This window comes from Pelagirhabdus alkalitolerans, assembly GCF_900096905.1.
Taxonomy (GTDB): Bacteria; Bacillota; Bacilli; order Bacillales; family Amphibacillaceae; genus Pelagirhabdus; species Pelagirhabdus alkalitolerans.
This window is the reverse complement of the sequence record NZ_FMYI01000002.1, coordinates 296,774-320,357: the sequence shown is the minus strand read 5'-3', so window position 1 is coordinate 320,357 and position 23,584 is coordinate 296,774. Positions and strand designations below refer to the sequence as shown.

Sequence of the window (23,584 nt, the reverse complement as noted above, 5' to 3'; positions counted from 1 at the left end):
TAGTATACCATATTTAAGATAGGTTATATACGACGTACTCCAGGCAAACTTAAATCAGTAGTTGGAATAGGTCTTGATCTTTATTAATTTCTATATAAGAAAACCCGTGGCTCTCCATGCGCTCAATCAATGGTAAATAACCATCTTTTTCATTTAATTCAATTCCTACTAATACAGGACCACGATCACGATTGTTCTTTTTCGTATACTCAAATCGCGTAATATCGTCTTTTTCTCCTAATACAGATGTTAAAAACTCTCTTAAAGCTCCTGCACGTTGAGGGAAGCTCACAATAAAATAGTGTTTATAACCTTCATAAATTAATGAACGCTCTTTAATATCTTGCATACGATCAATATCATTATTCCCACCACTGACAACGACCACAACATTTTTTCCTTTAATTTCTTCTTTGTAATCATCAAGTGCAGAAATCGGCATAGCCCCGGCTGGTTCTGCCACAATCGCATTATCATTATATAAATTTAACATGGTTGTACAAATCTTACCCTCAGGAATCGTAGCAAAGCCATCGATTACTTGCTTTCCAACTTCATATGTTAATGTACCGACTTGTTTAACACTGGCACCGTCTACAAATTTATCAACGTAATCAAGCTTCGTTAATTGTTTTGATTCAAATGAAGCTTGCATCGAAGCGGCTCCAGCTGGTTCAACACCAATAATTTTTGTCTTTGGACTTATACTTTTGACATAAGATCCGACACCGGAAATCAAACCGCCCCCGCCAATTGTCATAAAGATATGAGAGATTGGTTCATCCATTGTTTCTAATATTTCAAGGCCAATCGTTCCTTGTCCAACAACGGTACGATAATCATCAAACGGATGGATAAATGCCATATCATGCTCTTGACAATACGCTTTAGACTCATCAGATGCATCATCGAATGTATCCCCTGTTAATACAACATCTACATAGTCACCACCAAAAAATGCAACACGGTTAACTTTTTGCTTTGGTGTTGTGGTAGGCATGAATATCTTTCCTTTGACTTTAAGCGCACGACAAGAGTACGCCACACCTTGTGCATGATTACCAGCACTTGCGCATACGACACCATTTTTTAATTCTTCCTTAGATAAGCTCTGCATGAAATTGTATGCACCTCTAATTTTAAACGAGCGAACATCTTGCAGGTCTTCACGCTTTAAATAGACATTTGCCTGATATTTCTCTGAGAGGATCGTGTCTTTATGTAGCGGTGTTTTACTAACGATATCTTTTATATTTTGATGAGCAATTATGATATCTTTTATATCAATCTTTTTTTGATCATTTGCCATGTTGACCAAGCCTCTTTCCGTCATTATTAATAGTAATATCCTATCACAGATTTCGAAATTCGCAAATTTATCAGAAAAATTCAAATGATAACTGAAAAAACCATTAATGATGTATTAATACATCATTAATGGTTTTGATCATAATTAAATTAAGATAGAGCATCCGTTAGCGGTGGTACAATTTGTTTCTTACGAGATACAACGCCTTTTAGAGTAGCGGTGTCATCAACTAGTGTCACATTAAATGCTTTCTCTACAGCATCTTTTTGACTGCCTAGCGTGATCACAATTGAATCATTCGCTAAAATGTCCGTTACAACGAATACAAATAGATCTAAATTTTTATCATTGATCTTGTTCGTCATTTCCGCTTTAATGTCCGTTGCTTGTTCTAATAATTCATTAGGATCGACCGTATTAACTTGTGCAATTTCGACTTGGCTATTGCCTAATTCAAACGTTTTAGCATCCAGTGTTAATAAATCATCAATGGATTGATCACTCAGATAAGCCCCTGCTTTTAACATCTCTAATCCATATACTTCTACATCAACTTCTGCAATACTTGCAAGTTCTTTTGCTGCATCAATATCTTCTTGTGTACATGTTGGTGATTTAAATAGTAAAGAATCTGATACAATCGCTGAAACCATTAAACCTGCAATTTCTTTTGGAATCGTAACATTGTGTTCTTTAAACAATTTATTTAATATCGTTGCGGTACAACCAACAGGCTCAGCTCGGTAATAAAGAGGTTGTGCTGTTTCAAAATTCGCAATGCGGTGATGGTCAATGACCTCTTTAATTGTTAATTGATCAAGATCTGAAACGCTTTGTTGCTTCTCATTGTGATCAACTAAAATAACATCCTTAACTTCATTAGATGCAGTTTCAATAACTCTTGGCGTTTTGACATTGAACGAATCAAGAGCAAATTGTGTCTCTCCATTCACCTCACCTAAAGCGACTGCTTCTGTGTCATAACCTAATTGCTTTTTTAAATAATCGTAAGTAATCGCTGATGCGATCGTATCCGTATCAGGGTTTTTGTGACCAAAAATTAATTGTTTACTCATATTCATTCTCCTTTTAACTAAATATAGACAACGCTAACGATTAGTTTAACGTAAATCGAAGTGAATTTCACGTGTAAATTATGCTTTGTACTGACCATTTCCATACAATTGATATTTTGTAGAGGTTAAAGCTTCTAACCCCATTGGTCCTCTAGCATGTAGTTTTTGCGTACTAATACCAATTTCTGCACCAAATCCAAATTCAAACCCGTCAGTAAACCGTGTTGATGCATTGTGATACACACATGCAGCATCGATTTCATTCATAAATCTAACGGTATGATCTTCTGTTTGGGATATAATCGCTTCTGAATGACTCGTTCCATAATGATTAATATGGTCAATCGCATCATCAACAGATTCTACAGTTTTAATGGCAATTTCTAAATCTAAGTATTCTGTCTCCCAATCCGTTTCATCTGCTTCTATAATCGAATCGTCTAAGGTGATAACAGCATGATCACCATGCATCTTAACGTCGTGAGCCTTTAATGCTTCAATTAGTTGTTTTCCATGTGTTTTGAACCATTGTTTTTCTATAAGCACTGTTTCGATCGCGTTACATACTGAAGGGCGTTGTGTTTTAGCATTGATCACTAATTGAACAGCCATATCTGGATCTGCATCGTGATCGATATACATATGACAATTCCCAGCACCTGTTTCAAGAACGGGAACCGATGATTGGCTGACAACCGTATCAATTAATTTTTTACTACCTCGAGGAATTAGTACGTCCAAGTACGTATTTAATCTAAACATACGTTCCGCCGTTTTTCGATCTGTGTCTTCTATCAACTGAACACTATCAACCGGTAGTGATGATTGTTTTAAAGCCTTTTGAATAACGGATACTATGGCTATGTTGGAATGAATAGCAGACGAGCTCCCTCTTAATACAACAGCATTCCCCGTTTTTAAGCAAAGACTAGCCGCATCCACTGTCACATTGGGTCTTGCTTCATAAATGATACCAATCACACCAATTGGAACAGCAGTTTTTCTAATTTCCAACTGATTAGGTCTTTGCCACTGTTCTAGTACACGACCAATCGGATCATCTAATTCAGTCAATTGAACTAAAGCATCACTCATGCCTTTGATGCGTTCTTCGGTTAAACGAATCCGATCAATAACAGATGTAGAAATACCTTTTTCTTCTGCTGATTTAAGATCCTTCGCATTTTCCTCTAAAATCTGTTCTTGATTTTCAATTAATTCTTTTGCAATAAGGCGGAGGGCTTCATTTTTATCCTCAGTTGAAGCCTTTGCGAGCGTCGTTGTAACCTGTTTTGCTTTTTTACCGATTTCATCTAAAGTATACATAATTAATCCTCCTGTATGGTTAATATTAATTTATTACGATGAATCACTTCTTGCCTTGTTGAATCGGTTAGTGACATAACGTCTTGACTATTTAACCCTCTTACTTTTTTCAATTGCTCCGATGAATAATTAACTTGCCCTTTAGCGATCAATTGTCGGTTATGGTAGATTTCAATTACATCATCCGCTTCGAATTCATCTTCAACGGCTAATATCCCAGCAGCCAATAAACTTTTACCTTCTGATAACAGAGCCTGTTTAGCTCCATCATCAACTAATATACGTCCCTTTGTGTTTGAATGGAATGCGATCCATTGTTTATGTTTTCGGACATGTACGTTCTCAGGTTGACCGATGTAAGTGCCGTCCCCTTTCTCATGCAAAATATCGATCAGAGGATTTTGGGTGTTTGCTGTTCCAATAAAACAGTTTACTCCAAGGGTTGTTGCCATTTGTGCGGCAATTAATTTAGATTTCATCCCTCCCGTTCCAACTTTCGATGTTGAATTTTGTGATGTCTCTTCAATTAGTTGATTCGAAATATAATCAAGGTGGTCATATCTTTTCGCTGTCGAATCATCATTAGGATTCTTATCGTAAATCCCATTAATATCTGTTAATAAAAGAAGGGCATCCGCATTAATAAGACCACTTACAAGAGCAGATAGCATATCATTATCACCAAATGTTAACTCATCAATCGCAACAGAATCATTCTCGTTAATAATTGGAATCACTTTTCGTTTAATCAATTCATTTAGTGTTTGATAAACATTTGAAAATTGAACTTCATTCGAGAAGACATCTCTCGTTAGAAGCAGCTGAGATGAGACATATCCATGTTGTTTAAACTGATGGTTATACGCCTCAATCAATAGCCCTTGACCAACTGATGCCGCTGCTTGTTTGCCCGCTACTGTTACTGGCCTTGAAGAATAACCTAAATCTCTAAAGCCCGCAGACACTGCACCAGAAGATATTAAAATAACTTCTATACCTGCATTCATTAAATGAACGATCGCTTCACTAAAATAGGAAAGCTTATCTCGTGCCAATGTTCCATCTTTTTGTGTAAGTGAACTGCTCCCTATTTTAACAACGACGCGTTTATGTTTCATGTGCCATCCTCTTTTCTTATCTTCTTTAACTAAAAAAATCCACTTTCCATCCTTACAATTTTTGTAATGGACGAAAAGTAGATTTCCGCGGTACCACCATACGTTGATAAGCTATGCTTATCCGCTTAATATTTGATATCGCTCTTGGTCATTGAGCGGTTTATAAACAGATTCAAAGGTAGGTTCAATAATGAGTGGTATTAGTACACATCTCAGCTACTGTGCACCTCTCTTTTAACACTTGCAATTATCTACTTGTCCTTATCATAATCCTAATATCTTTAATTTGTTTCCATTATCTAAAAGGCAGATTTAATTGTCAAGTCTAAAAAGAATTAACTAATCAACTGAGGTATATTTGATCCATTTATATAAAATATAACCAAGGAGTGCCCCTGATGTATTAAAAAATAAATCATCTACCGTTCCTGAACGCGTTAACGTAAATAGCGCTTGACTTAATTCAATGGTCAGTGAAAATAAAAATCCTATGGAAATGATTTTCAAGAAATGATTCATTTGTTTAAATAAAGCAGGTACTAACAATCCAAATGGAATAAACAATAATACATTTCCTAGTGAGTATAGAATCTGTAAATCTAGTGAACCTCTTGCCATATGACGAAGCTGGAAAAATAAGTCCGTATCAAATTGGAATGGTCTAGGCCCGATGATGGGCCATTGAAAATAAAATGGCTCCATTGTTAAATAAATAACACTTGATATATAGATGAGAAACACCTGTATTATAATTTCTCTTTGCCATTTTACCTTTGTCCGACTCTTTAATAATAAAACTAAACGCAAAACAAAAAGAACCGGGTAGATCATGATTATAAACCTTAAAAATGCTTCATTTTTCATTAAATTAGCTCCATATATTTAATAGGCTAAACACGAATTGTCCAATCAAATGGATCTTCAATATCTCCGTATTGAATCTGTGTCATTGTATCATACAAACGCTTAGACACATCACCTGTTTTCATATCATTAATCACCATATGAACTTGATTAAATGCCAATTCACCGATCGGCGAAATAACAGCAGCTGTACCTGAACCGAAAGCTTCTTCTAACTGCCCTTTTTGATGCGCTTCTTTTATTTCGTCCAATGATATACGACGTTCTGTGACAGGAATATCCCATGATTTCAACAGATCAATTACAGATTTTCTCGTTACACCTGGTAGAATGCTTCCGTTTAAAGCAGGTGTAATCACTTCTCCATTAATTTTGAAAAAGACATTCATACTTCCTACTTCTTCAATGTAACGTTTTTCATGACCATCTAGCCATAAAACTTGTGCATAGCCATCATCTGCCACTTTTTCTTGCGCGATTAAGCTACCTGCATAATTTCCTGCTGTTTTAGCTTCCCCTGTTCCACCTTCAACTGCACGGATGTATTCATTTTCAACCGCAATTTTAACAGGATTGATTCCTTCTTTATAATAAGCGCCTACAGGTGATAATATGATGATAAATTTATACTGTTTTGATGGTGCAACACCTAAGTAAGGTTCGGTCGCAATAATATATGGGCGGATATAGAGTGAGGTCCCTTTCGCTTTAGGTACCCAATCTTTATCAACAGAAACTAGCTGCTTAATCGCCTCCATAGCTAAGTCAAAATCGATCGTCGGAATACACATACGCTCATTGGAGCGGTTCAAACGATGTATATTTTCATCTGGTCTGAATAATTGAACATCCCCTTTTGACGTGGAATAAGCTTTCAATCCTTCAAAAACAGTTTGTCCATAGTGAAAAATCATTGATGCAGGATCTAAAGTAATCGGTTGGTAAGGTATAATACGACCGTCATACCACCCTTTGTCAATATGATAATCCATTACAAACATGTGGTCTGTAAAATGTTTCCCGAACTCTAATTCTTGATCATCGGGCTTTGGTTTTTTCGTCATAACTTTTGTGATTGTAAAATCTTTTTGTGCCATACGTCTCCCCCTAATTCCTGCCATCAACAGCGATTAATATCTAAATGTATACTTATTCTATTATGTAACCTCAACTGTTGACAAGTATTTTTAGAAAATTCACACGAATTATTGATCTTTTTCGAGTATTTAGTTCCTTAAATGTTCACAAAGTGATAAGAGGCGAACCACTAATTTAGGGTTCGCCTCTTTTTAGTATATCTTTAAACAGTTTGAACAGTTGGTAAGCTGGTTACACCTTGTAAATACTCATCAACTGAACAAGCGACTTCTCGGCCTTCATTAATTGCCCATACAATTAAACTTTGACCACGTCTTGCATCGCCTGCTGCAAACACCCCTTCAATATTGGTTGAGAAGTCACCATACTCAGCATCTATTCGACCTTTCGTTGAGGATATCCCGAATTGATCTAATAGTGGTGATTCAGTTCCTTCAAAACCGATCGCGATAATAACCAGTTGCGCTGGCCACACTTCTTCAGTTCCTTTTTTCTCATCATACACGAATAGACCTTTATCATTTTTTTGTTTTTCCATGTCTACCGTATATAATGCCTGAACACCATCCTGCCCATCAGTTATAAATGCTTTTGTCTGAATAGCGTGTTGTCTAATATCTTCTCCAAACACTTCTTTAGCCTCTTTGTGTGCATATTCTAAACTATACACTTTAGGAAAAGCTGGCCATAGATTATCTTCAGTGCGTTTTAATGGAAGTTGCGGATTAATCGCAAACTGATTAACACTTTTTGCTCCTTGTCTCATCGCAGTTGCCACACAGTCCGCTCCTGTATCACCACCACCGATGACAATAACATCTTTACCTTTTGCTGTAATCTCAGGTTCTGTATTGTCATTTAGCAGCGATTCAGTTGATTCAGTTAAATAATCCATTGCAAAATGAATACCTTTTGATTGTCGACCTTGAATCGGTAAATCTCTTGGTTTTTGTGATCCTGTACATAAAATGACAGAATCATAATTTTCTCTTAATGCATCTGCACTAATGTCTTTTCCGATTTCTGTATTGAGGATGAATGAAATCCCCTCAGCTTTTAACAGCCGAACACGTCTAGTGACAACATCTTTTTCTAATTTCATGTTAGGAATACCATACATTAATAACCCACCTGCACGATCACTTCTTTCATAAACAGTAACCGTATGACCTGCTTGATTCAACTGATCTGCCGCTGCCAATCCGGCAGGACCTGAACCGACAATTGCGACCGTTTTACCGGTTCTGTATTCGACTTCCCTGGGTTTAATCCAGCCTTTTTCAAACCCTTTGTCAATAATCGCTCGTTCTATATTTTTGATCGCAACGGCTGGATCGTTAATAGCTACTGTACACGATCCTTCGCACGGTGCTGGACAGACACGACCTGTAAATTCTGGAAAGTTATTCGTCTGTTCTAGACGTCTGAGTGCTTCTTTCCATTGTCCTTTATAGACTAAGTCATTCCATTCAGGGATTAAATTGTGGATGGGACAACCTGACGTTGCCCCGTCTATATCCATCCCAATATGACAAAATGGTGTTGCACAATCCATACAACGAGCACCTTGTTCTTTCATATCTTCATCTGAAAATCGTTCTTTATATTCGTTCATGTCATGAATGCGTTCAGACGGTTCTCTCTCTATTGCTTCTTTTCGATTAATTTCAATAAAGCCAGTTGGTTTCCCCATTAAGATCACTCCTGTTTCGATTCGTCTTTACTTTGATAACAGTGCTTTAGATTCTGGCGCATCATTTAACTGATTTTCTTTTTTTAATGTAAACACATTAAGTTTCGCATCTTCTTCTGTTTCGCCTTGTTCAAGACGCTCAGCAATTTTCTCTGTTACCAATTTATAATCTTTCGGTATCACTTTAATGAATTGATGACGTTCTGTTGCCCAATTTTCTAAAATAAATTGTGCACGTGTTGAGTTCGTATAATTGAAGTGCTGTTCAATCATATGTTTCAATTTAATCTCATCATCTGACGTTTGAATCGATTCGATCAAGACTTGATCCTCTTTGATTTTATTTTTTATTCGATCCATGTCTTCAAAATGAACATATGCAACACCACCAGACATACCTGCTGCAAAGTTTTTACCTACTTTACCTAATACAACGACGGCACCACCTGTCATATATTCACAACCATGATCACCAACACCCTCTGTCACGAGCTGTGCACCACTATTACGAACAGCAAACCGCTCGCCTGCTAATCCATTAATAAAAGCATTACCGCCTGTTGCACCATAAAAGCATACATTTCCTGCAATCACTTGTGATGAAGGATCAAATGAAGCCACTTCTGGTGCTTTAACAATTAATTTACCACCAGACAATCCTTTACCAGCATAGTCATTCGCATCTCCTGTTAAATTAACGGTTAAGCCTTTAGGTATGAATGCGGCTAAACTTTGACCAGCTGATCCAAATAAATCAAGTGTGATCGTATCTTCATCTAAGCCTTCCGCACCATGTTCTCTTGTAATTTCACTACCTATAATGGTACCGACAACTCGGTTAATATTCGTCACTTCACTTGATATTCGAATTGCTTTTCGTGTTTTAATGGCATCACTTACTTTAGGAAGTAATGTCGTCATATCTAGTGACTGATCGAGTTTGTGGTTTTGATTCACTTTATTTAAGCGGATTTTTCCATTAGGTTGATAGAGTAATTTAGATAAATTTAATTGGCGTGCTTTCCAATGATTTTCAGCCTTTTCATTCACTTCTAACAAATCAGTTCTCCCAATAATTTCATCAAGTGAAGTAAATCCTAATTCAGCTAATATTTCTCGTACTTCTGTAGCAATAAATGTCATGAAATTCACAACATGATCTGGATTTCCAATGAATTTTTGTCTTAGTTCAGGGTTTTGTGTTGCCACACCCACTGGACATGTATCCAAATGGCAAACACGCATCATAACACAACCCAACACAACTAATGGAGCTGTTGCAAACCCATACTCTTCAGCACCTAATAGACTCGCAATAATTACATCTTTACCTGTTAACAACTTACCGTCTGTTTCAAGTGTGACCCGTTCGCGTAAGTCATTAATTAAAAGTGTTTGATGCGTTTCACTTAAGCCTAATTCCCAAGGAAGACCTGCATGTTTAATACTCGTTTTCGGTGATGCACCCGTTCCGCCGTCGTAACCTACAACAGAAATAACGTCCGCATTACCTTTAGCTACACCAGAGGCAATCGTACCGACCCCTGATTTAGCAACCAATTTTACGCTAATCCGTGCCTTGTCATTAGCATTTTTTAAATCATGAATCAATTGTGCTAAATCTTCAATTGAATAAATGTCATGATGTGGTGGTGGTGAAATTAAATCCACGCCCGGTGTTGAATTCCTAACATTCGCAATCCAAGGGTAGACTTTATCACCTGGTAAATGACCACCTTCTCCAGGTTTAGCCCCTTGTGCCATTTTAATTTGCAATTCATTGGCATTATTTAAATAATGACTGTCAACACCAAAGCGAGCAGATGCAATTTGTTTAATAGCACTTCTTCTCAAATCACCATTAGGGTCTCTTTGATAACGGTTTGGATTTTCGCCACCTTCACCACTGTTACTTTTTCCACCTAGTTTATTCATGGCAATCGCTAATGCTTCATGAGCTTCTTGACTGATCGAACCATATGACATAGCGCCTGTTTTAAAGCGCGTCACAATGGATTCAACAGATTCAACTTCCTCAATTGGAATAGATGATTGTTTTTTAAAGTCAAATAAGTGCCGTAAAAAACCAAGTGATTGTTGATTCATTTCAGTTGTGAACTCTTTGAATAGTTTATAATCCCCGCGTCTTGCTGCCCATTGCAACTTGTGTAAGGTTGATGGATTATACGCGTGATGTTCACCAGGTTTACGCCATTGGAAATCACTTCCTGAATCAAGTGCTTTAAATGCACTTTGTTGGTAACCTTTTTGATGTCTATTTTTTGCTTCCTGAGCAATAGTCTCTAAATCGATACCATCTATTTGTGAAGGTGTTCCAGTAAAATGCTCATCAATAACATGTTGACTAATCCCAATTGCTTCAAAAATCTGAGCACCTCTATAACTTTGAATCGTAGAAATACCCATTTTAGACATGACCTTAATAACGCCTTCAGTGGCAACATCAATATAACGATTAATCGCTGTTGTATAAGACATTTCAAGTTGATTTTTCAACATCTCATTTAAATAAGTTTGATAGACTAAATAAGGATGAATCGCATCAACCCCGTAGCCGATTAGTGCTGCTAAATGATGCACTTCTCTCGCTTCACCTGTATCAACTATTAAACTGACTTTTGTTCGCAAACCTTCTCTAACTAAATATTGGTGCAAACTACTAGCTGCAAGTAAGATTGGCATAGCGACATGGTTCTGATCCATTTTACGATCACTTAAAATAATAATAGATGAACCTTTTAATATAGCTTCTTTCGCTTCTTCGTGCATTGCTTTTAGTGCTTGTGCAAGATCATCAGTAAATAAACTATTGATCGTTGTTGATGCAAGGTTTAAAGGTTTTTGATCTTTTATTCGATCAAATAAATCCGTTGATAAAATTGGTGAATCAATCTTAATTCGTTGACTATTCTTTTCGGTTGGATTTAAAATGTTGCCTTCTGGCCCTAACCAAGTAACAGTTGAGGTTACTAATTTTTCACGATACGCATCTATGGGCGGATTCGTGACTTGTGCGAATAATTGTTTGAAATAATTAAATAATGATTGATCAAATTGAGATAATACAGCTAAAGGTGTATCATTCCCCATCGCGCCAATTGGATCTTTTTCTTTCAATACTAAAGGTTTTAAATATTTTTCAACATCTTCTGTTGTATAACCTAATGCTTTTTGACGTTCTGTTAGTTGATCGATTAAAGGTTCATTAACAGCACGGTCAAATCGATCTAGGAAAAGAGCTGAATTTTCTAACCATGATTTATAAGGCTTTTCATTGACAATCTCATCTTTAATTTTACGGTCTGGAATAATTGCACCTTTTTCTAAATCGATTAAAAGCATTTTCCCAGGACTTAATCTGCTCTTTTCCGCAACGTTTGCTTCATCTATATCAATGACGCCTGATTCCGATGCATAAACAACATAATCATCTTTCGTTACGTAATACCGAGCAGGTCTTAAACCATTACGGTCTAGTATCGCCCCGATTTGTTTACCATTAGTAAAGGTAATCGAAGTTGGTCCGTCCCATTGTTCCATCATCGCGCTATGATACTGATAAAACGCCTTTTTATCTTGGTTCATATTAGGATTATGTTCCCATGGTTCTGGAATTAGCATCATAGCTGCGTGAGCGGGTTTATAACCAGCTAGTATAAAAAATTCTAATGCATTATCTAAAACGGATGAATCACTTCCACTATCATTCAATATAGGAAGTATTTTATTTAAGTCATCACCAAACACATCAGATAAAAATTGTTTTTCACGCGCTCTCATCCAGTTTACGTTGCCTCGTAAAGTATTAATTTCTCCGTTGTGAATTAAATAGCGATTCGGGTGAGCACGCTCCCAGCTCGGAAATGTGTTCGTACTAAAACGTGAATGAACGAGTGAAAAAGCAGATCGAAACGATTCATCTTGAAGATCTAAATAGAATCGATCCACTTGATCAGGGGTTAATAACCCTTTATAAACAATCGTTTGGCTTGAAAAACTAGGAAAATAGAATGCTTCATCATTCTTCTTTGCTAGTTTTTCAGCCTGTTTACGTATGATATATAATTTTCTTTCAAACGCTGAATCATCTGTTAAACTTGGATCTCTTTTTATAAACACTTGTCTAACATATGGTGCAGAAGCTTTTGCTTTATCACCAATCTGATCAATGTCTGTCGGAGATGTACGCCATCCAATTAATGTTTGACCTTCGTCAGCAATCAATTGATTAATGTGCGTTTCCCACTGATCGATTGATTCGTCATCTCTTGAAAAGAAAACCATGCCAACGCCGTAATCACCTTGTTTTGGCAATGTCCAATCTTGACATTGTTTCCTAAAAAACTGATCAGGTATTTGAACCATCATACCTGCACCATCGCCTACCTCAGGGTCACTTCCTTGACCCCCTCGGTGGTCAAGGTTGATTAACATTTCAACCCCTTTTTTAACGATCTCGTGTGTTTTTTTGCCTTTTAAATGTGCGAAGAGCCCAATCCCACAGTTATCTCTCTCGAATTGTGGATTGTAAAGCCCTTGTGCTTCAACGCTTTCGTTAAATTTCATGAAACACGCCCCCAAAAGTTTTTTGATTTTTGTGTCTATTTCTATTGTATGTTTTTGAATTTATATATACAATATATAATAATAATCGATATAATCTAATATTTAGATTAATTGAGCGAAGGGGGACTATATATGGAGTTTAGACAATTGAAATACTTTATTGAAGTAGCCGAGCGCGAACACGTATCAGAAGCAGCTGCACAATTACACGTTGCGCAATCTGCAATCAGTCGACAAATTGCCAATTTGGAAAGTGAGTTAGGCGTTCAGTTATTTGAAAGAGAAGGACGAAATGTTAAACTATTACCAATCGGAAAAATCTTTTTAACGCATGCAAGAGAAGCGATGAAAGCTATTGAATATGCAAAAAAACAGATGGATGAATACATTGATCCTGAAAGAGGTTCAATTAAAATCGGATTCCCAACAAGTTTAGCAAGTAGTTTATTGCCGCATTTGTTAGCTGATTTTAAAGAGGCTTTTCCAAATATACATTTCCAACTTAGACAAGGCTCTTACCACTTTTTAATAGATTCTATTAAAGATCGAGAATTAGATATAGCTTTTTTAGGCCCTGTTGTAACTGATGATCCAAATATAAATGGTGATATATTGTTTCAAGAAAAAATGTTTCTTTTAACACCGAACAATCATCGCTTATCAAAGCGGAAAAGCGTATACTTAACTGAACTAAAAGATGAAGATTTCGTTCTGTTTCCCGAAGGCTATATCTTTGAAAAATTAGTAGTAGATGCATGTCATTCGGTTGGATTTGGACCACACGTGATGACTGAAGGTGAAGACTTAGATGCTGTAAAAGGGATGGTAGCTGCTGGTATTGGCCTTACTATTTTACCAGAAAGTGCAATAGGTCAACTTCAATCAAATTATACGGTGAAAATCCCTATAAGCAGTCCTGATCTAAAACGAAGTGTTGGGATGATCACACCGAGACATCGAGATTTAGCACCATCTGAAAAAGTATTTTATCAATTTGTGATTGATTATTTTACAAAACATTATCCGAACCAATACCCATTGTAAGTCTGTTGTATGACAGTTCTGTTATGGGACAGAAAGTGAGTGAAAAGAAATGAACATTGAATATGCTACGTTTGCTGGAGGCTGTTTTTGGTGTATGGTTAAGCCGTTTGATCAATGGGAAGGTATCCATAAAGTTGTCTCGGGTTATACAGGCGGCCATTTAGCTAATCCTTCTTATGAGGACGTTAAGAAGGGGAATTCAGGTCACTTTGAAGCGGTCCAAATCACTTATGACCCGAGCATTATCACTTATCAACAGATTCTTGATTTATATTGGCCACAAATTGATCCAACAGATGATGGTGGGCAATTTCATGACCGGGGATCGCAATACAAAACAGCAATCTTTTACCATAATAATGAACAACTAACATTGGCAAAACAGTCACGACAAGCTTTAGATGACAGTAATCGATTTACCTCACCTATTGTAACTGAAATATTACCTGCCTCAACCTTTTATCCGGCAGAGTCAGAACATCAAGATTTTTATAAGAAAAATCAACAACACTATCAAAAAGAAAGAGAAGAATCTGGTCGTGATCAGTTTATTAAAGAGAAATGGGACACAAAGACTTAAATACTCCTATACCAACCATATAAAAAAGACAAATGGAACTGATATTTTTCAGCCATTTGTCTTTTTATATTTACCAATCAGCAATATCAGGACGATCTCCTTTGCTATTGCCTTTTTTCGCAAAACGTTTTGTTAATTCTTTTTTTACCGCATCGAACGATACATTCTGTTCTTCCATCATAACTAATGTGTGATAGAGAAGATCACTAACTTCCTGAGTTAATTCATTTGGATCATTATTTTTAGCCGCAATGACGACTTCGCCAGCCTCTTCAATCACTTTTTTACCGATCTTATCAACGCCCTTTTCAAACAAGTATGTTGTATAAGAACCTTCTTTCGGATATTGCTTTCTTTCTTTCACTTCTTTTGTAATGTTCGTTAAAATGTCTGGATCAATTTCAGCATCTGTTTTGCCTGATTGAATGGAATCAAAAAAGCAAGTTCTTGAGCCTGTATGACAAGCTGGACCATTAGGAATCACTTCAATTAAAAGCGTATCTTGGTCACAATCTAATTCAATTGATTGAACCTCTTGTGTGTTTCCAGATGTTGCACCTTTATGCCATAACTCACCGCGCGAACGCGAATAAAACCACGTTTCTTGAGTCTCTAATGTCTTCTGGTAGGATTCTTCGTTCATATAAGCAAGCATAAGCACGTCTTTTGTCTCTTGGTCGATAATGATAGATGGAATTAATCCTTTAGAAAAATCAGGTTTCACGTATATGAACCCCCTTGTTTTTGCAAACTGTTTTTACGTCTTTTATGGTAAAAGTGTTTTCATGGAAAATTGACGCAGCAAGTCCTGCCGAAACGTTTGTCTCTGAAAATACATCCGCAAAATGTTCCGGCGCACCCACACCACCTGAAGCAATGACAGGTATGCGAACAGTGTCAACAACAGCTTTGGTTAAGGGGGTGTCAAAACCTTCCTTAACGCCGTCTGTGTCCACACTTGTTAATAAAATTTCACCAGCACCACGGTTTTCCGCTTCTTTGGCCCATTTTATCGCATCAATGCCTGTATCTTTGGAACCACCGTGCGTCATGACATGCCATTTGTCTCCTACTTTCTTGGCATCAATCGCTACAACAATACATTGTGAACCGAACCGAGTCGCACCTTGGGTAATTAATTCCGGATTTGTAACCGCTGCTGAGTTAACCCCTACCTTATCAGCTCCAGCTTGTAAGAGTCGAGTCATATCATCAATGGTTCGAACGCCACCACCAACTGTAAAAGGCACACGTACTTCTTTCGCCGTTTGTTCAACAATGTCCATCATCGTTTCTCTTCCTTCATTTGTTGCTGATATATCTAGAAAAACAATTTCATCAGCACCGCTTTTGGAATATGATTTTGCCATTTCAACCGGATAACCTAATTCACGTAAGGATACGAAGTTTGTCCCTTTAACGACACGCCCTTCTTTTACATCAAGACAAGGAATAATACGTTTTGCAATCATGATTTACTTCCTTTCAATGAGACCGTTCCTTGATAGATCGCTTTACCTACGATCGCTTCTTCAATTCCCATTTGCTCAAGTACTTCAATATCTTCTTGTTTACTTATACCACCAGAAGCGATTATTTTACAAGAGACAGCTTGATTAAGGTTATTTAATTGTTCGACACTTGGACCCGACATCGTACCGTCTTTCGAAATATCAGTAAATACAATAGATTGGACACCTAGTTTTTCCATCTCTTTTGCAAAATCAATATAATCTAACTCAGATACAGTTTCCCAACCATGCGTCGCAACTTTTTTATCTTTAGCATCAATACCTATCACGATTTTTTCTTTATATTTTTTAAGTGCAGCTTTTAAAAAATCTGGATTTTCAATCGCAGCTGTACCTAACACAAGACGACTGACACCAAGATCAACTAGCTCATCAACCACTTGCATATTGCGTAAACCACCGCCTACCTGAATGGGAACAGTCGCTATTTCACAGATCTTTTTAATTAGATGATATTGTCTTTTTTCTTGGTCACGCGCTCCATCTAGATCTACGATATGAACGAGTTCAGCTCCATCGGCAATAAATGTTTTTAATTGCTCTATAGGATCATTAGCTACTTGTTCAGACTTATTAAAATCTCCTTGATAAAGACGAACGCATTGGCCGTTCATCAAATCAATGGCTGGTAAAATTTTCATTTTTCCACCTCTTTTAAAAATGCTTGAATTATTTTAGTTCCTACTTTTCCACTTTTTTCGGGGTGGAATTGAATGCCATAAATATGTTCTTTGTTTACAATTGCAGTAATATCTGTTTGGTATTCTGTTGTTGCCACAATATAACGTTTTGAAGTATAAGCCTGGAATGTGTGAACAAAATAAACGAATTCTTGATCAAATGATTGAAAACTCTTTAGATTATCTGTCACGTTCAATTGATTCCAACCAATATGAGGCAACAAATAATCGGTTTGAATTCGATCGATCGTTCCAGGAATTAAATCAAGTCCGGCTGTTTTTCCACCTTCAGTCCCTTCAGTGAACAAAAGCTGCATACCTAAACAAATACCTAAAAACGGTTTGTTTTCTGCTAGCTCAATTAATAATTGCTTTAACTGACGCCTTTCAATTTCTTCAATTGCAGCTTGAAAAGATCCCACACCTGGCAAAATAATATGTGATGCTTCTCTTAATGTTTGATGGTCATCTGTAATGATCGTTTGATAGCCTAAATTTTCAAAAGCATTTTGAACACTTTTCGTGTTCCCCATTCCATAATCAACGATAGCAATCATTCGATTAGCCCCTTTGTAGAATTAACCCCTTTAATGTTGGGATTAATCAAGATTGCTTCAGAAAATGCTCGCCCTAATGCTTTAAATATAGCTTCAATTTTATGGTGTGTATTCGTTCCATAGAGAACGCGCGCATGTAAGGTAAGGCCAGCATGCACCATAAGTGCCTGTAAGAATTCTTGTACGAGCTCAACGTCAAATTGACCTAGTTTCGGATTATCAAACGTTGCATCAAATACGAGGTAAGGACGCCCACTAATATCTAATGAAACGAATCCTAATGTTTCATCCATCGGTACATAAGAAGTACCATATCGATTAATACCAGCTTTATCACCTAATGCTTCTTTGATCAGTTGACCGATCACAATCCCAACATCTTCAACTGTATGGTGACTATCAATATATAAATCACCATCTGCTTTGACAGTTAAACTAATCCGTGCATGACGAGCAAATAATGTCAGCATATGGTCGAAAAAACCAACCCCAGTATCGATAAAAACATCTGCTCCATCGTCTAAATTAATCGAAACATCGATTTTCGTTTCAGATGTTTGTCTGCTTTTTTTACTTTGTCTCATTTACATCCCTCATCCCTTATTCAGTTAGTCGTTTGGACACAGCTCGAGCGTGACCAGACAATTCCTCTTCCTCTGCAATTTGTATCACATCTTCAGAAGCTTCTTGAAGTGCTTCTTTCGTATAATATAAAAACGTTGATTTTTTAATGAAATCATCGACAGATAGGCCTGATGCAAATTTTGCTGTACCAGATGTCGGCAGTACGTGGTTAGGTCCTGCGTAATAGTCACCGAGTGATTCAGGCGTGTAGTGACCGAGGAAAATCGAGCCTGCATGTTTGATCTTCCCGAGATAGCTTAGTGGATTGTCTAATTGGACTTCTAAGTGTTCTGGTGCCAATGCATTTGATAAATCAAATGCTTCATCCAAATTCTTAACAAGTACTAAACCACCTTTATCTTCTAATGACTGTTTTGCAATCGATGCACGCGGTAAAGTGTCGAGTTGTATGTTTAATTCAGACTTTGTTTTCTCAATTAAATTTTGTGATGGTGTCAGTAAAAAAGATCGTGCTTTTGTGTCGTGCTCAGCTTGTGCGATTAAGTCAGCTGCAACTGATCGTGGATCGGCTGATTCATCAGCAATAATCGCTACTTCAGAAGGGCCTGCGATCATATCGATTCCAACATCACCATAGACGAGTGATTTTGCAGCTGCAACATACGCATTTCCAGGTCCAACAATTTTATCGACAGATGGAATCGTTTCTGTTCCATAGCTTAATGCTGCGATCGCTTGGATGCCTCCAATTTTGTAAATGGCGTGAACACCTGCTAAATCAGCTGCTACAGATAACAGTGGTGAAATACTCTTACCATTTCTAGCAGGCGAGACCATCACTACCTCTTCAACGCCAGCTAAAACAGCAGGAATTGCATTCATTAAAACAGATGACGGATACGTCGCTGTGCCACCCGGTACATAAATACCAACCTTTTCAATCGCTCGATAGAGCTGACCAGAAATGATTGATGCATCATGTTGCATAAACTTTGATTCTTGAAGTTGTTTGCGGTGAAAGGTGCGAATATTTTCGGCCGCTCTTTTTAAAGCTTGAATCGTTTTGTCATCAACGAGATCCCAAGCTTGTCGTCTCTCTTCTTCAGATACTAAATAAGAATCCGGTACGGCTCGATCAAATTTTTCAACATATTTATCCAACGCTTTATCTTTATCCCGTTGAATATCTGCAATGACTTCTTTAGCGACGGTATAAGCTTGGTCATTTTGAAGGCTCGTCTGCCCTTCTGTTGATAATAACTGCTGAAAATCACTTGAAGAATACGTTTTAATCATCTCTCAAACTCCTTTTTTAGACTTTAATTTTTCAATAAAGGGCATTAAGGCATCCTTTTTAATCTTCAAATGTGAGCGATTAGCAATTAATCGAGCACTAAAGTTCATAAATTCTTCATCAACAACGAGTCCGTTTTCTTTAAGTGTTGTCCCTGTTTCGACAATATCAACAATGCCGTCTGCTAAGCCTAGAATCGGCGCTAACTCAACTGAACCTTCTAGCTTAATAATATCAACTGATTCACCGTTTGCTTTAAAGAATTGTTTGGTGATACCTGTGTATTTACTCGCTATTGTTTTCTTTTGATCTGGCCATACCTTTCCTTTTTCGGTTGCAACTGCCATACGGCATGCGCCAAACGGTAACGGGAAGAGATCATATACATCCGGTTGATATTCAGCTAATATATCACCACCAACAATGCCTAAATCCGCAATGCCATGCTCTACATAAACCGTTACATCTGGACCTTTAGCAAAAATAAATTGAAAATCATCTGTTTCCACCCTTAATTTTCGACCTTTTTCTGTTAAAGGCGTCGTATCAAACCCTAAACTTTTAAAGTATTCTGTAAATTGCTTCTCTAATCGACCTTTTGTTAATGCAATTACTGGTTTCATTGGTTCACCTCATCACGAACAGTTATGACTTTTGTATAGTCTTCTTCATTGGGTTGTTCATACGTTATATCCACGACTGAATCAGGAAAATCTTTTCGCATCTTTTCAGCTTTTACATGTGTTTTCGGTGTGCATACTAAACACACTTTATTTTTTGTCTGGTCGTCTTTAATGTGGTTAGCTAAGACATCGACATCAAAAGCTAAACCAATCGCACGAATTTTATCATCGCCAAATTGGTCATACAATTGATCATAGCGGCCACCTGAAAAACATGTTTCGCCAGTGGATGTTAAGTAACCTCTAAACATGACCCCACTATAATAAGGTAATTGTTTAACACGTCCTAAATCAATAATTATATTTTTATAACCTAATGCTTCTAAATTATCAATTAATGATTGAAGATGGTTGATGACTTCAATGAGTTCCGGTCTATTTCCCCATTTTTGCTTATATTCATCCAAAATCGTTTTATCACCGTAAGCCTCGGTAAGTTCAACTAATTCCTTCGCAATCGATGGCTTATTTGTTTGGTCGACAAGACGATAGACATCATCCTGTTTTTTATCATGTAGAGCCGTTCTAAGTAACTTTTTAGTATCATCAGTAACACCTAGTTCTTGAATGAAATAATCAAATATAGCTGTATGACCTAACTCAATCAAATAGTTATCAATCTTCCAAGCTGACAAAACATCAACGGCTGTAAAAAGCGATTCGATTTCACCTAAATACGGATCGGCTCTTACAATTTCAATACCTGCTTGTCGGCTCTCAAACCCATTTTTATCTTGTCTAAAGATCGATCCTTGGTAAAACCATTTTAATTGTTTGGGGTGTTGATTCATGATGGCTCTAGCGATGGCTGTCGTCCAATCAGGTCTTAAAACTTCAATTTCACCGTCACGGTCAAACCACTTCAACATGTGAGAAAGTTTCATCCCGACATGAGAATTATTAAAAGTTTGAGCGTATTCTACAACTGGGGTTTCAATTGCTTTAAAACCTCTGTCTTTAACTACCGTTCTGAATGATTGAATCACTTTCGCTTGTCGGTCAAGTTTTTCACCGATTTGATCCTGACTTCCTGCTGGTAAAAACATATTGTCACATCCGTTTCTTTATCACTCTACCACTTTATTATAGTAAAGTATTGTTTGTTAATTAATAATTTAACATGAGAATATGTCCGCGTCAACATAAACAGCCCTTTTCAAAAAGGAAATTTATCTATATTATAAAGGAATTAAGGAGGAATACAAATGACGTTTTTAGGCGATTACCATGTACACACACCTTATTGCCCACACGGCAGTCAAGATGCTTGGCGAGCATACATCGAAAAAGCCATTTCAAAAGGGCTTACTGAAATCAGTTTTACTGAACACGCTCCCTTACCTGAAAGCTTTTCTGATCCTGTTCCTTTAAAAGATAGTGCGATGAACTGGTCAGATTTAGATGATTACTTAAAACAAGGGCATCAGCTAAAAAATGAATATAAACACGCTATGAAAATCAATGTTGGTTTTGAAATTGATTTTATTGAAGACTATGAAGATCAAACTCGACTATTTTTAGATACATATCATCCTCATATAGACGATGCCATTCTTTCTGTTCATATGCTAAAAGCACCTAATCAAAACTATTATTGCCTTGATTACAGTACGGAAAATTTTAAGTCTATGATTAATTCTTTCGGTTCAATTGATCAGGTGTATCAAGCCTATTACAAAACGGTACTTCAATCTATTGAGGCTGATTTAGGTACTCATAAGCCAACTCGAATTGGACATATGACGTTAGTACGTAAGTTTCAAGAAAAGTTCCCGAATCAAAAGATATATATTGATTTAATTGAATCCATTTTGAATCAAATTAAGCGCCATGATTATCAGCTTGACGTAAATACTGCTGGATTGTATAAACCAGACTGTTTAGAACTTTATCCGTCTCGCTCGATTTTGCAAAAGGCAAAAGAGATGGATATTACGTTAACTCCTGGTTCTGATGCGCATGAGTCAAAGAATATTGCACGTGGATTTGAACATATTATGACATTTAGTTAAACCCTTAATCTAAATGTTTAGTGATAGTCTTAACAAGGAATGGGTATTAATGGTAAATGCCTTTTTGATTAAACAGCTTTGTTAGGAGGATCAGTATGCAATGGAAAGGGACTCTATTAGTTATGCTTGCTGCTGTCTTTTGGGGCTTGAGTGGAGTAATTGGCGATCTATTAATGAGTAACGGATGGGATCCTTTTGTCATTTCATTTTACCGAGGTGCCATTGGATTTATTTGTTTTCTAATATGGTTTATTTTACGTTACGACAAAAACTATTCTTATACTACCCGTTTATATGTGTGGTCTATAATTGCCGGAATTGGTGTTACGTTTAATTTCAGTTTATATTATTTAGGTATACAATTATCAAGTATTACTATTGCATCAACGTTAATGTATACAGCACCCCTATTTGTTCTTCTCGTTTCATTTCTTTTAGGTATTGAGCGTTCGACATGGTTCAAGTGGGGATGCGTTGTCAGTGTACTAATGGGAATCATTTTATTAACGGGTGCTTATAATATAGATGAAATGACTGTTAGTTTTGCCGGAATATTAGCTGGTGTATTTGCTGGAATATCGTATGCTGTATTTATATTTTCATTTAAAAAAGCTGCCAAAGATGGCAGTCCTCAAGTTTCACTTACATTTGCCTTTTTAGCTTTTAGTCTGATTCTTCTTTTATTTATAGATCGTTCAGAAGCTTTAAATGTCTTAACATCAAGTGATGTTGGTTGGTTTTTATTATTAGGTTTTTTAGGCGCTGGACTTTCATTTGCTTTTTTTTTCATTGGAATACGTTGGACGGCCCCTACGACTGCTTCAATGATTGCTATGGTAGAACCTGTCACCGCTTCATTTATAGGTGTAATATGGATCGGCGATGACTTGACCATGGTTCAATTAATAGGAATGACAATCGTCCTTATCACCATTACAACACTCAGTGTCAAACAAGCCTGACAATAACTTTATAAAATTTTTAAAAAGCCCCTTACTTTTTAGCAAGGAGCCTTTTTAAGTTGTTATAATTTCTCGTTTAAAGCTTGGTAATGTCCGCCAAAATAGATTAGTGGTTTACCCGTATCATTGTTTATCTCATTGACTTTCGCAATCACAATCGTATGATCACCAGCTTCAACTACAGATTCTTTCTCACATACTATTTGAACGAGTGCGTTCGGAATTACCGGCGTCTGATTGACATAGTCAAAAGAAACAGGCTGTTCCGGTTTTTTTTGATTCGCAAAAATCATCGACTCTTCTTGTTGATCATCTTTTAAAATACTAATCCCAAACTGATCAGTATTTTCTAATGTTTGAATCATATTCGCTTTATTTTGCAAAGAAATAGCGATCAACATGGGATCAAGCGATAAAGACATAAATGCATTAACCGTGATCCCTTTGACTTCTTTATTCTCTTCTGCACTTACAACCGTTATTCCCGTTGCAAATTGACTCATCGCTTGTTTAAATTGTTTATCTGAAACCATCTTAGCATACCCCTTTTTTCTAAAAGTGTACTAAAACTTTAACACGATTCA

General features: G+C 36.8%; 21 protein-coding genes and 1 other annotated feature. Of the genes, 4 read left to right on the top strand and 17 right to left on the bottom strand.

The window, feature by feature from the left end:
- Positions 1–49: 49 nt before the first annotated feature.
- The 8 genes from ilvA to gltB form a co-directional block, all read right to left on the bottom strand.
- On the bottom strand, positions 50–1,309 hold the full coding sequence (ilvA, locus tag BLR62_RS03735) for a threonine ammonia-lyase IlvA (RefSeq protein ID WP_090793353.1): 1,260 nt from the start codon (positions 1,307–1,309) through the stop codon (positions 50–52).
- 149 nt (positions 1,310–1,458) lie between these two features.
- Positions 1,459–2,385 carry a manganese-dependent inorganic pyrophosphatase gene (locus BLR62_RS03730; RefSeq protein ID WP_090793350.1) on the bottom strand — a complete coding sequence of 309 codons (927 nt, stop codon included), beginning with the start codon at positions 2,383–2,385 and terminating at the stop codon, positions 1,459–1,461.
- Positions 2,386–2,463: 78 nt separating this feature from the next.
- Entirely contained in the window at positions 2,464–3,711 is a 1,248-nt protein-coding gene (locus tag BLR62_RS03725) for a glutamate-5-semialdehyde dehydrogenase (protein WP_090793347.1), read from the bottom strand.
- 2 nt (positions 3,712–3,713) lie between these two features.
- Positions 3,714–4,829 (bottom strand): glutamate 5-kinase, encoded by a 1,116-nt coding sequence (gene proB, locus BLR62_RS03720; RefSeq protein WP_090793345.1) that lies wholly within the window; start codon positions 4,827–4,829, stop codon positions 3,714–3,716.
- A gap of 63 nt (positions 4,830–4,892) precedes the next feature.
- Positions 4,893–5,106 (bottom strand) — a binding site (T-box leader).
- A gap of 62 nt (positions 5,107–5,168) precedes the next feature.
- On the bottom strand, positions 5,169–5,693 hold the full coding sequence (locus BLR62_RS03715; protein ID WP_090793342.1) for a VanZ family protein: 525 nt from the start codon (positions 5,691–5,693) through the stop codon (positions 5,169–5,171).
- Between the two features lie 26 nt (positions 5,694–5,719).
- Positions 5,720–6,790 carry a branched-chain amino acid aminotransferase gene (locus tag BLR62_RS03710; RefSeq protein ID WP_090793338.1) on the bottom strand — a complete coding sequence of 357 codons (1,071 nt, stop codon included), beginning with the start codon at positions 6,788–6,790 and terminating at the stop codon, positions 5,720–5,722.
- 203 nt (positions 6,791–6,993) lie between these two features.
- The gene (locus BLR62_RS03705; protein WP_090793336.1) at positions 6,994–8,484 is read right to left on the bottom strand and encodes a glutamate synthase subunit beta; all 1,491 of its coding nucleotides are present in this window, start codon (positions 8,482–8,484) and stop codon (positions 6,994–6,996) included.
- A gap of 27 nt (positions 8,485–8,511) precedes the next feature.
- Positions 8,512–13,071 (bottom strand): glutamate synthase large subunit, encoded by a 4,560-nt coding sequence (gene gltB, locus BLR62_RS03700; RefSeq protein WP_090793333.1) that lies wholly within the window; start codon positions 13,069–13,071, stop codon positions 8,512–8,514.
- 132 nt (positions 13,072–13,203) lie between these two features.
- On the opposite strand from gltB, the gene gltC reads away from it, so the two are divergent.
- Positions 13,204–14,115: a glutamate biosynthesis transcriptional regulator GltC gene (gene gltC / locus BLR62_RS03695; protein WP_090793331.1), complete on the top strand. Its 912-nt coding sequence runs from the start codon at positions 13,204–13,206 to the stop codon at positions 14,113–14,115.
- A gap of 49 nt (positions 14,116–14,164) precedes the next feature.
- Positions 14,165–14,695: a peptide-methionine (S)-S-oxide reductase MsrA gene (gene msrA, locus BLR62_RS03690; protein ID WP_090793329.1), complete on the top strand. Its 531-nt coding sequence runs from the start codon at positions 14,165–14,167 to the stop codon at positions 14,693–14,695.
- Positions 14,696–14,765: 70 nt separating this feature from the next.
- Here the strand turns inward: msrA and hisIE are convergent, their stop codons facing one another.
- Genes hisIE through BLR62_RS03650 form a run of 8 tightly spaced genes read right to left on the bottom strand, consistent with a single transcriptional unit; the run spans position 14,766 to position 21,072 of the window.
- Complete coding sequence (gene hisIE / locus BLR62_RS03685; protein ID WP_090793327.1) at positions 14,766–15,419, bottom strand: bifunctional phosphoribosyl-AMP cyclohydrolase/phosphoribosyl-ATP diphosphatase HisIE; 654 nt, start codon at positions 15,417–15,419, stop codon at positions 14,766–14,768.
- The gene (gene hisF, locus BLR62_RS03680; protein WP_090793324.1) at positions 15,409–16,167 is read right to left on the bottom strand and encodes an imidazole glycerol phosphate synthase subunit HisF; all 759 of its coding nucleotides are present in this window, start codon (positions 16,165–16,167) and stop codon (positions 15,409–15,411) included. The genes hisIE and hisF overlap by 11 nt, the downstream gene beginning before the upstream one ends.
- Positions 16,164–16,868 (bottom strand): 1-(5-phosphoribosyl)-5-[(5-phosphoribosylamino)methylideneamino]imidazole-4-carboxamide isomerase, encoded by a 705-nt coding sequence (hisA, locus tag BLR62_RS03675; protein WP_090793322.1) that lies wholly within the window; start codon positions 16,866–16,868, stop codon positions 16,164–16,166. The genes hisF and hisA overlap by 4 nt, the downstream gene beginning before the upstream one ends.
- Positions 16,865–17,464: an imidazole glycerol phosphate synthase subunit HisH gene (gene hisH, locus BLR62_RS03670; protein WP_090793319.1), complete on the bottom strand. Its 600-nt coding sequence runs from the start codon at positions 17,462–17,464 to the stop codon at positions 16,865–16,867. The genes hisA and hisH overlap by 4 nt, the downstream gene beginning before the upstream one ends.
- Positions 17,461–18,048, bottom strand: coding sequence for an imidazoleglycerol-phosphate dehydratase HisB (gene hisB / locus BLR62_RS03665; RefSeq protein WP_090793316.1), 588 nt, complete (start codon positions 18,046–18,048; stop codon positions 17,461–17,463). The genes hisH and hisB overlap by 4 nt, the downstream gene beginning before the upstream one ends.
- Positions 18,049–18,064: 16 nt before the next feature.
- A complete protein-coding gene (gene hisD, locus BLR62_RS03660; protein ID WP_090793315.1) occupies positions 18,065–19,345 on the bottom strand; it encodes a histidinol dehydrogenase in 1,281 nt (426 codons plus the stop codon).
- Between the two features lie 3 nt (positions 19,346–19,348).
- The gene (gene hisG / locus BLR62_RS03655; RefSeq protein WP_090793311.1) at positions 19,349–19,966 is read right to left on the bottom strand and encodes an ATP phosphoribosyltransferase; all 618 of its coding nucleotides are present in this window, start codon (positions 19,964–19,966) and stop codon (positions 19,349–19,351) included.
- Positions 19,963–21,072 carry an ATP phosphoribosyltransferase regulatory subunit gene (locus BLR62_RS03650; protein WP_090793310.1) on the bottom strand — a complete coding sequence of 370 codons (1,110 nt, stop codon included), beginning with the start codon at positions 21,070–21,072 and terminating at the stop codon, positions 19,963–19,965. The genes hisG and BLR62_RS03650 overlap by 4 nt, the downstream gene beginning before the upstream one ends.
- 159 nt (positions 21,073–21,231) lie before the next feature.
- On the opposite strand from BLR62_RS03650, the gene hisJ reads away from it, so the two are divergent.
- Positions 21,232–22,038 (top strand): histidinol-phosphatase HisJ, encoded by an 807-nt coding sequence (gene hisJ, locus BLR62_RS03645; protein WP_090793307.1) that lies wholly within the window; start codon positions 21,232–21,234, stop codon positions 22,036–22,038.
- 95 nt (positions 22,039–22,133) lie between these two features.
- Entirely contained in the window at positions 22,134–23,000 is an 867-nt protein-coding gene (locus tag BLR62_RS03640; RefSeq protein ID WP_090793305.1) for a DMT family transporter, read from the top strand.
- Between the two features lie 62 nt (positions 23,001–23,062).
- Here BLR62_RS03640 and BLR62_RS03635 read toward each other — a convergent pair whose 3' ends face one another.
- Positions 23,063–23,533: a flavin reductase family protein gene (locus tag BLR62_RS03635; RefSeq protein WP_090793302.1), complete on the bottom strand. Its 471-nt coding sequence runs from the start codon at positions 23,531–23,533 to the stop codon at positions 23,063–23,065.
- Positions 23,534–23,584: the final 51 nt, after the last annotated feature.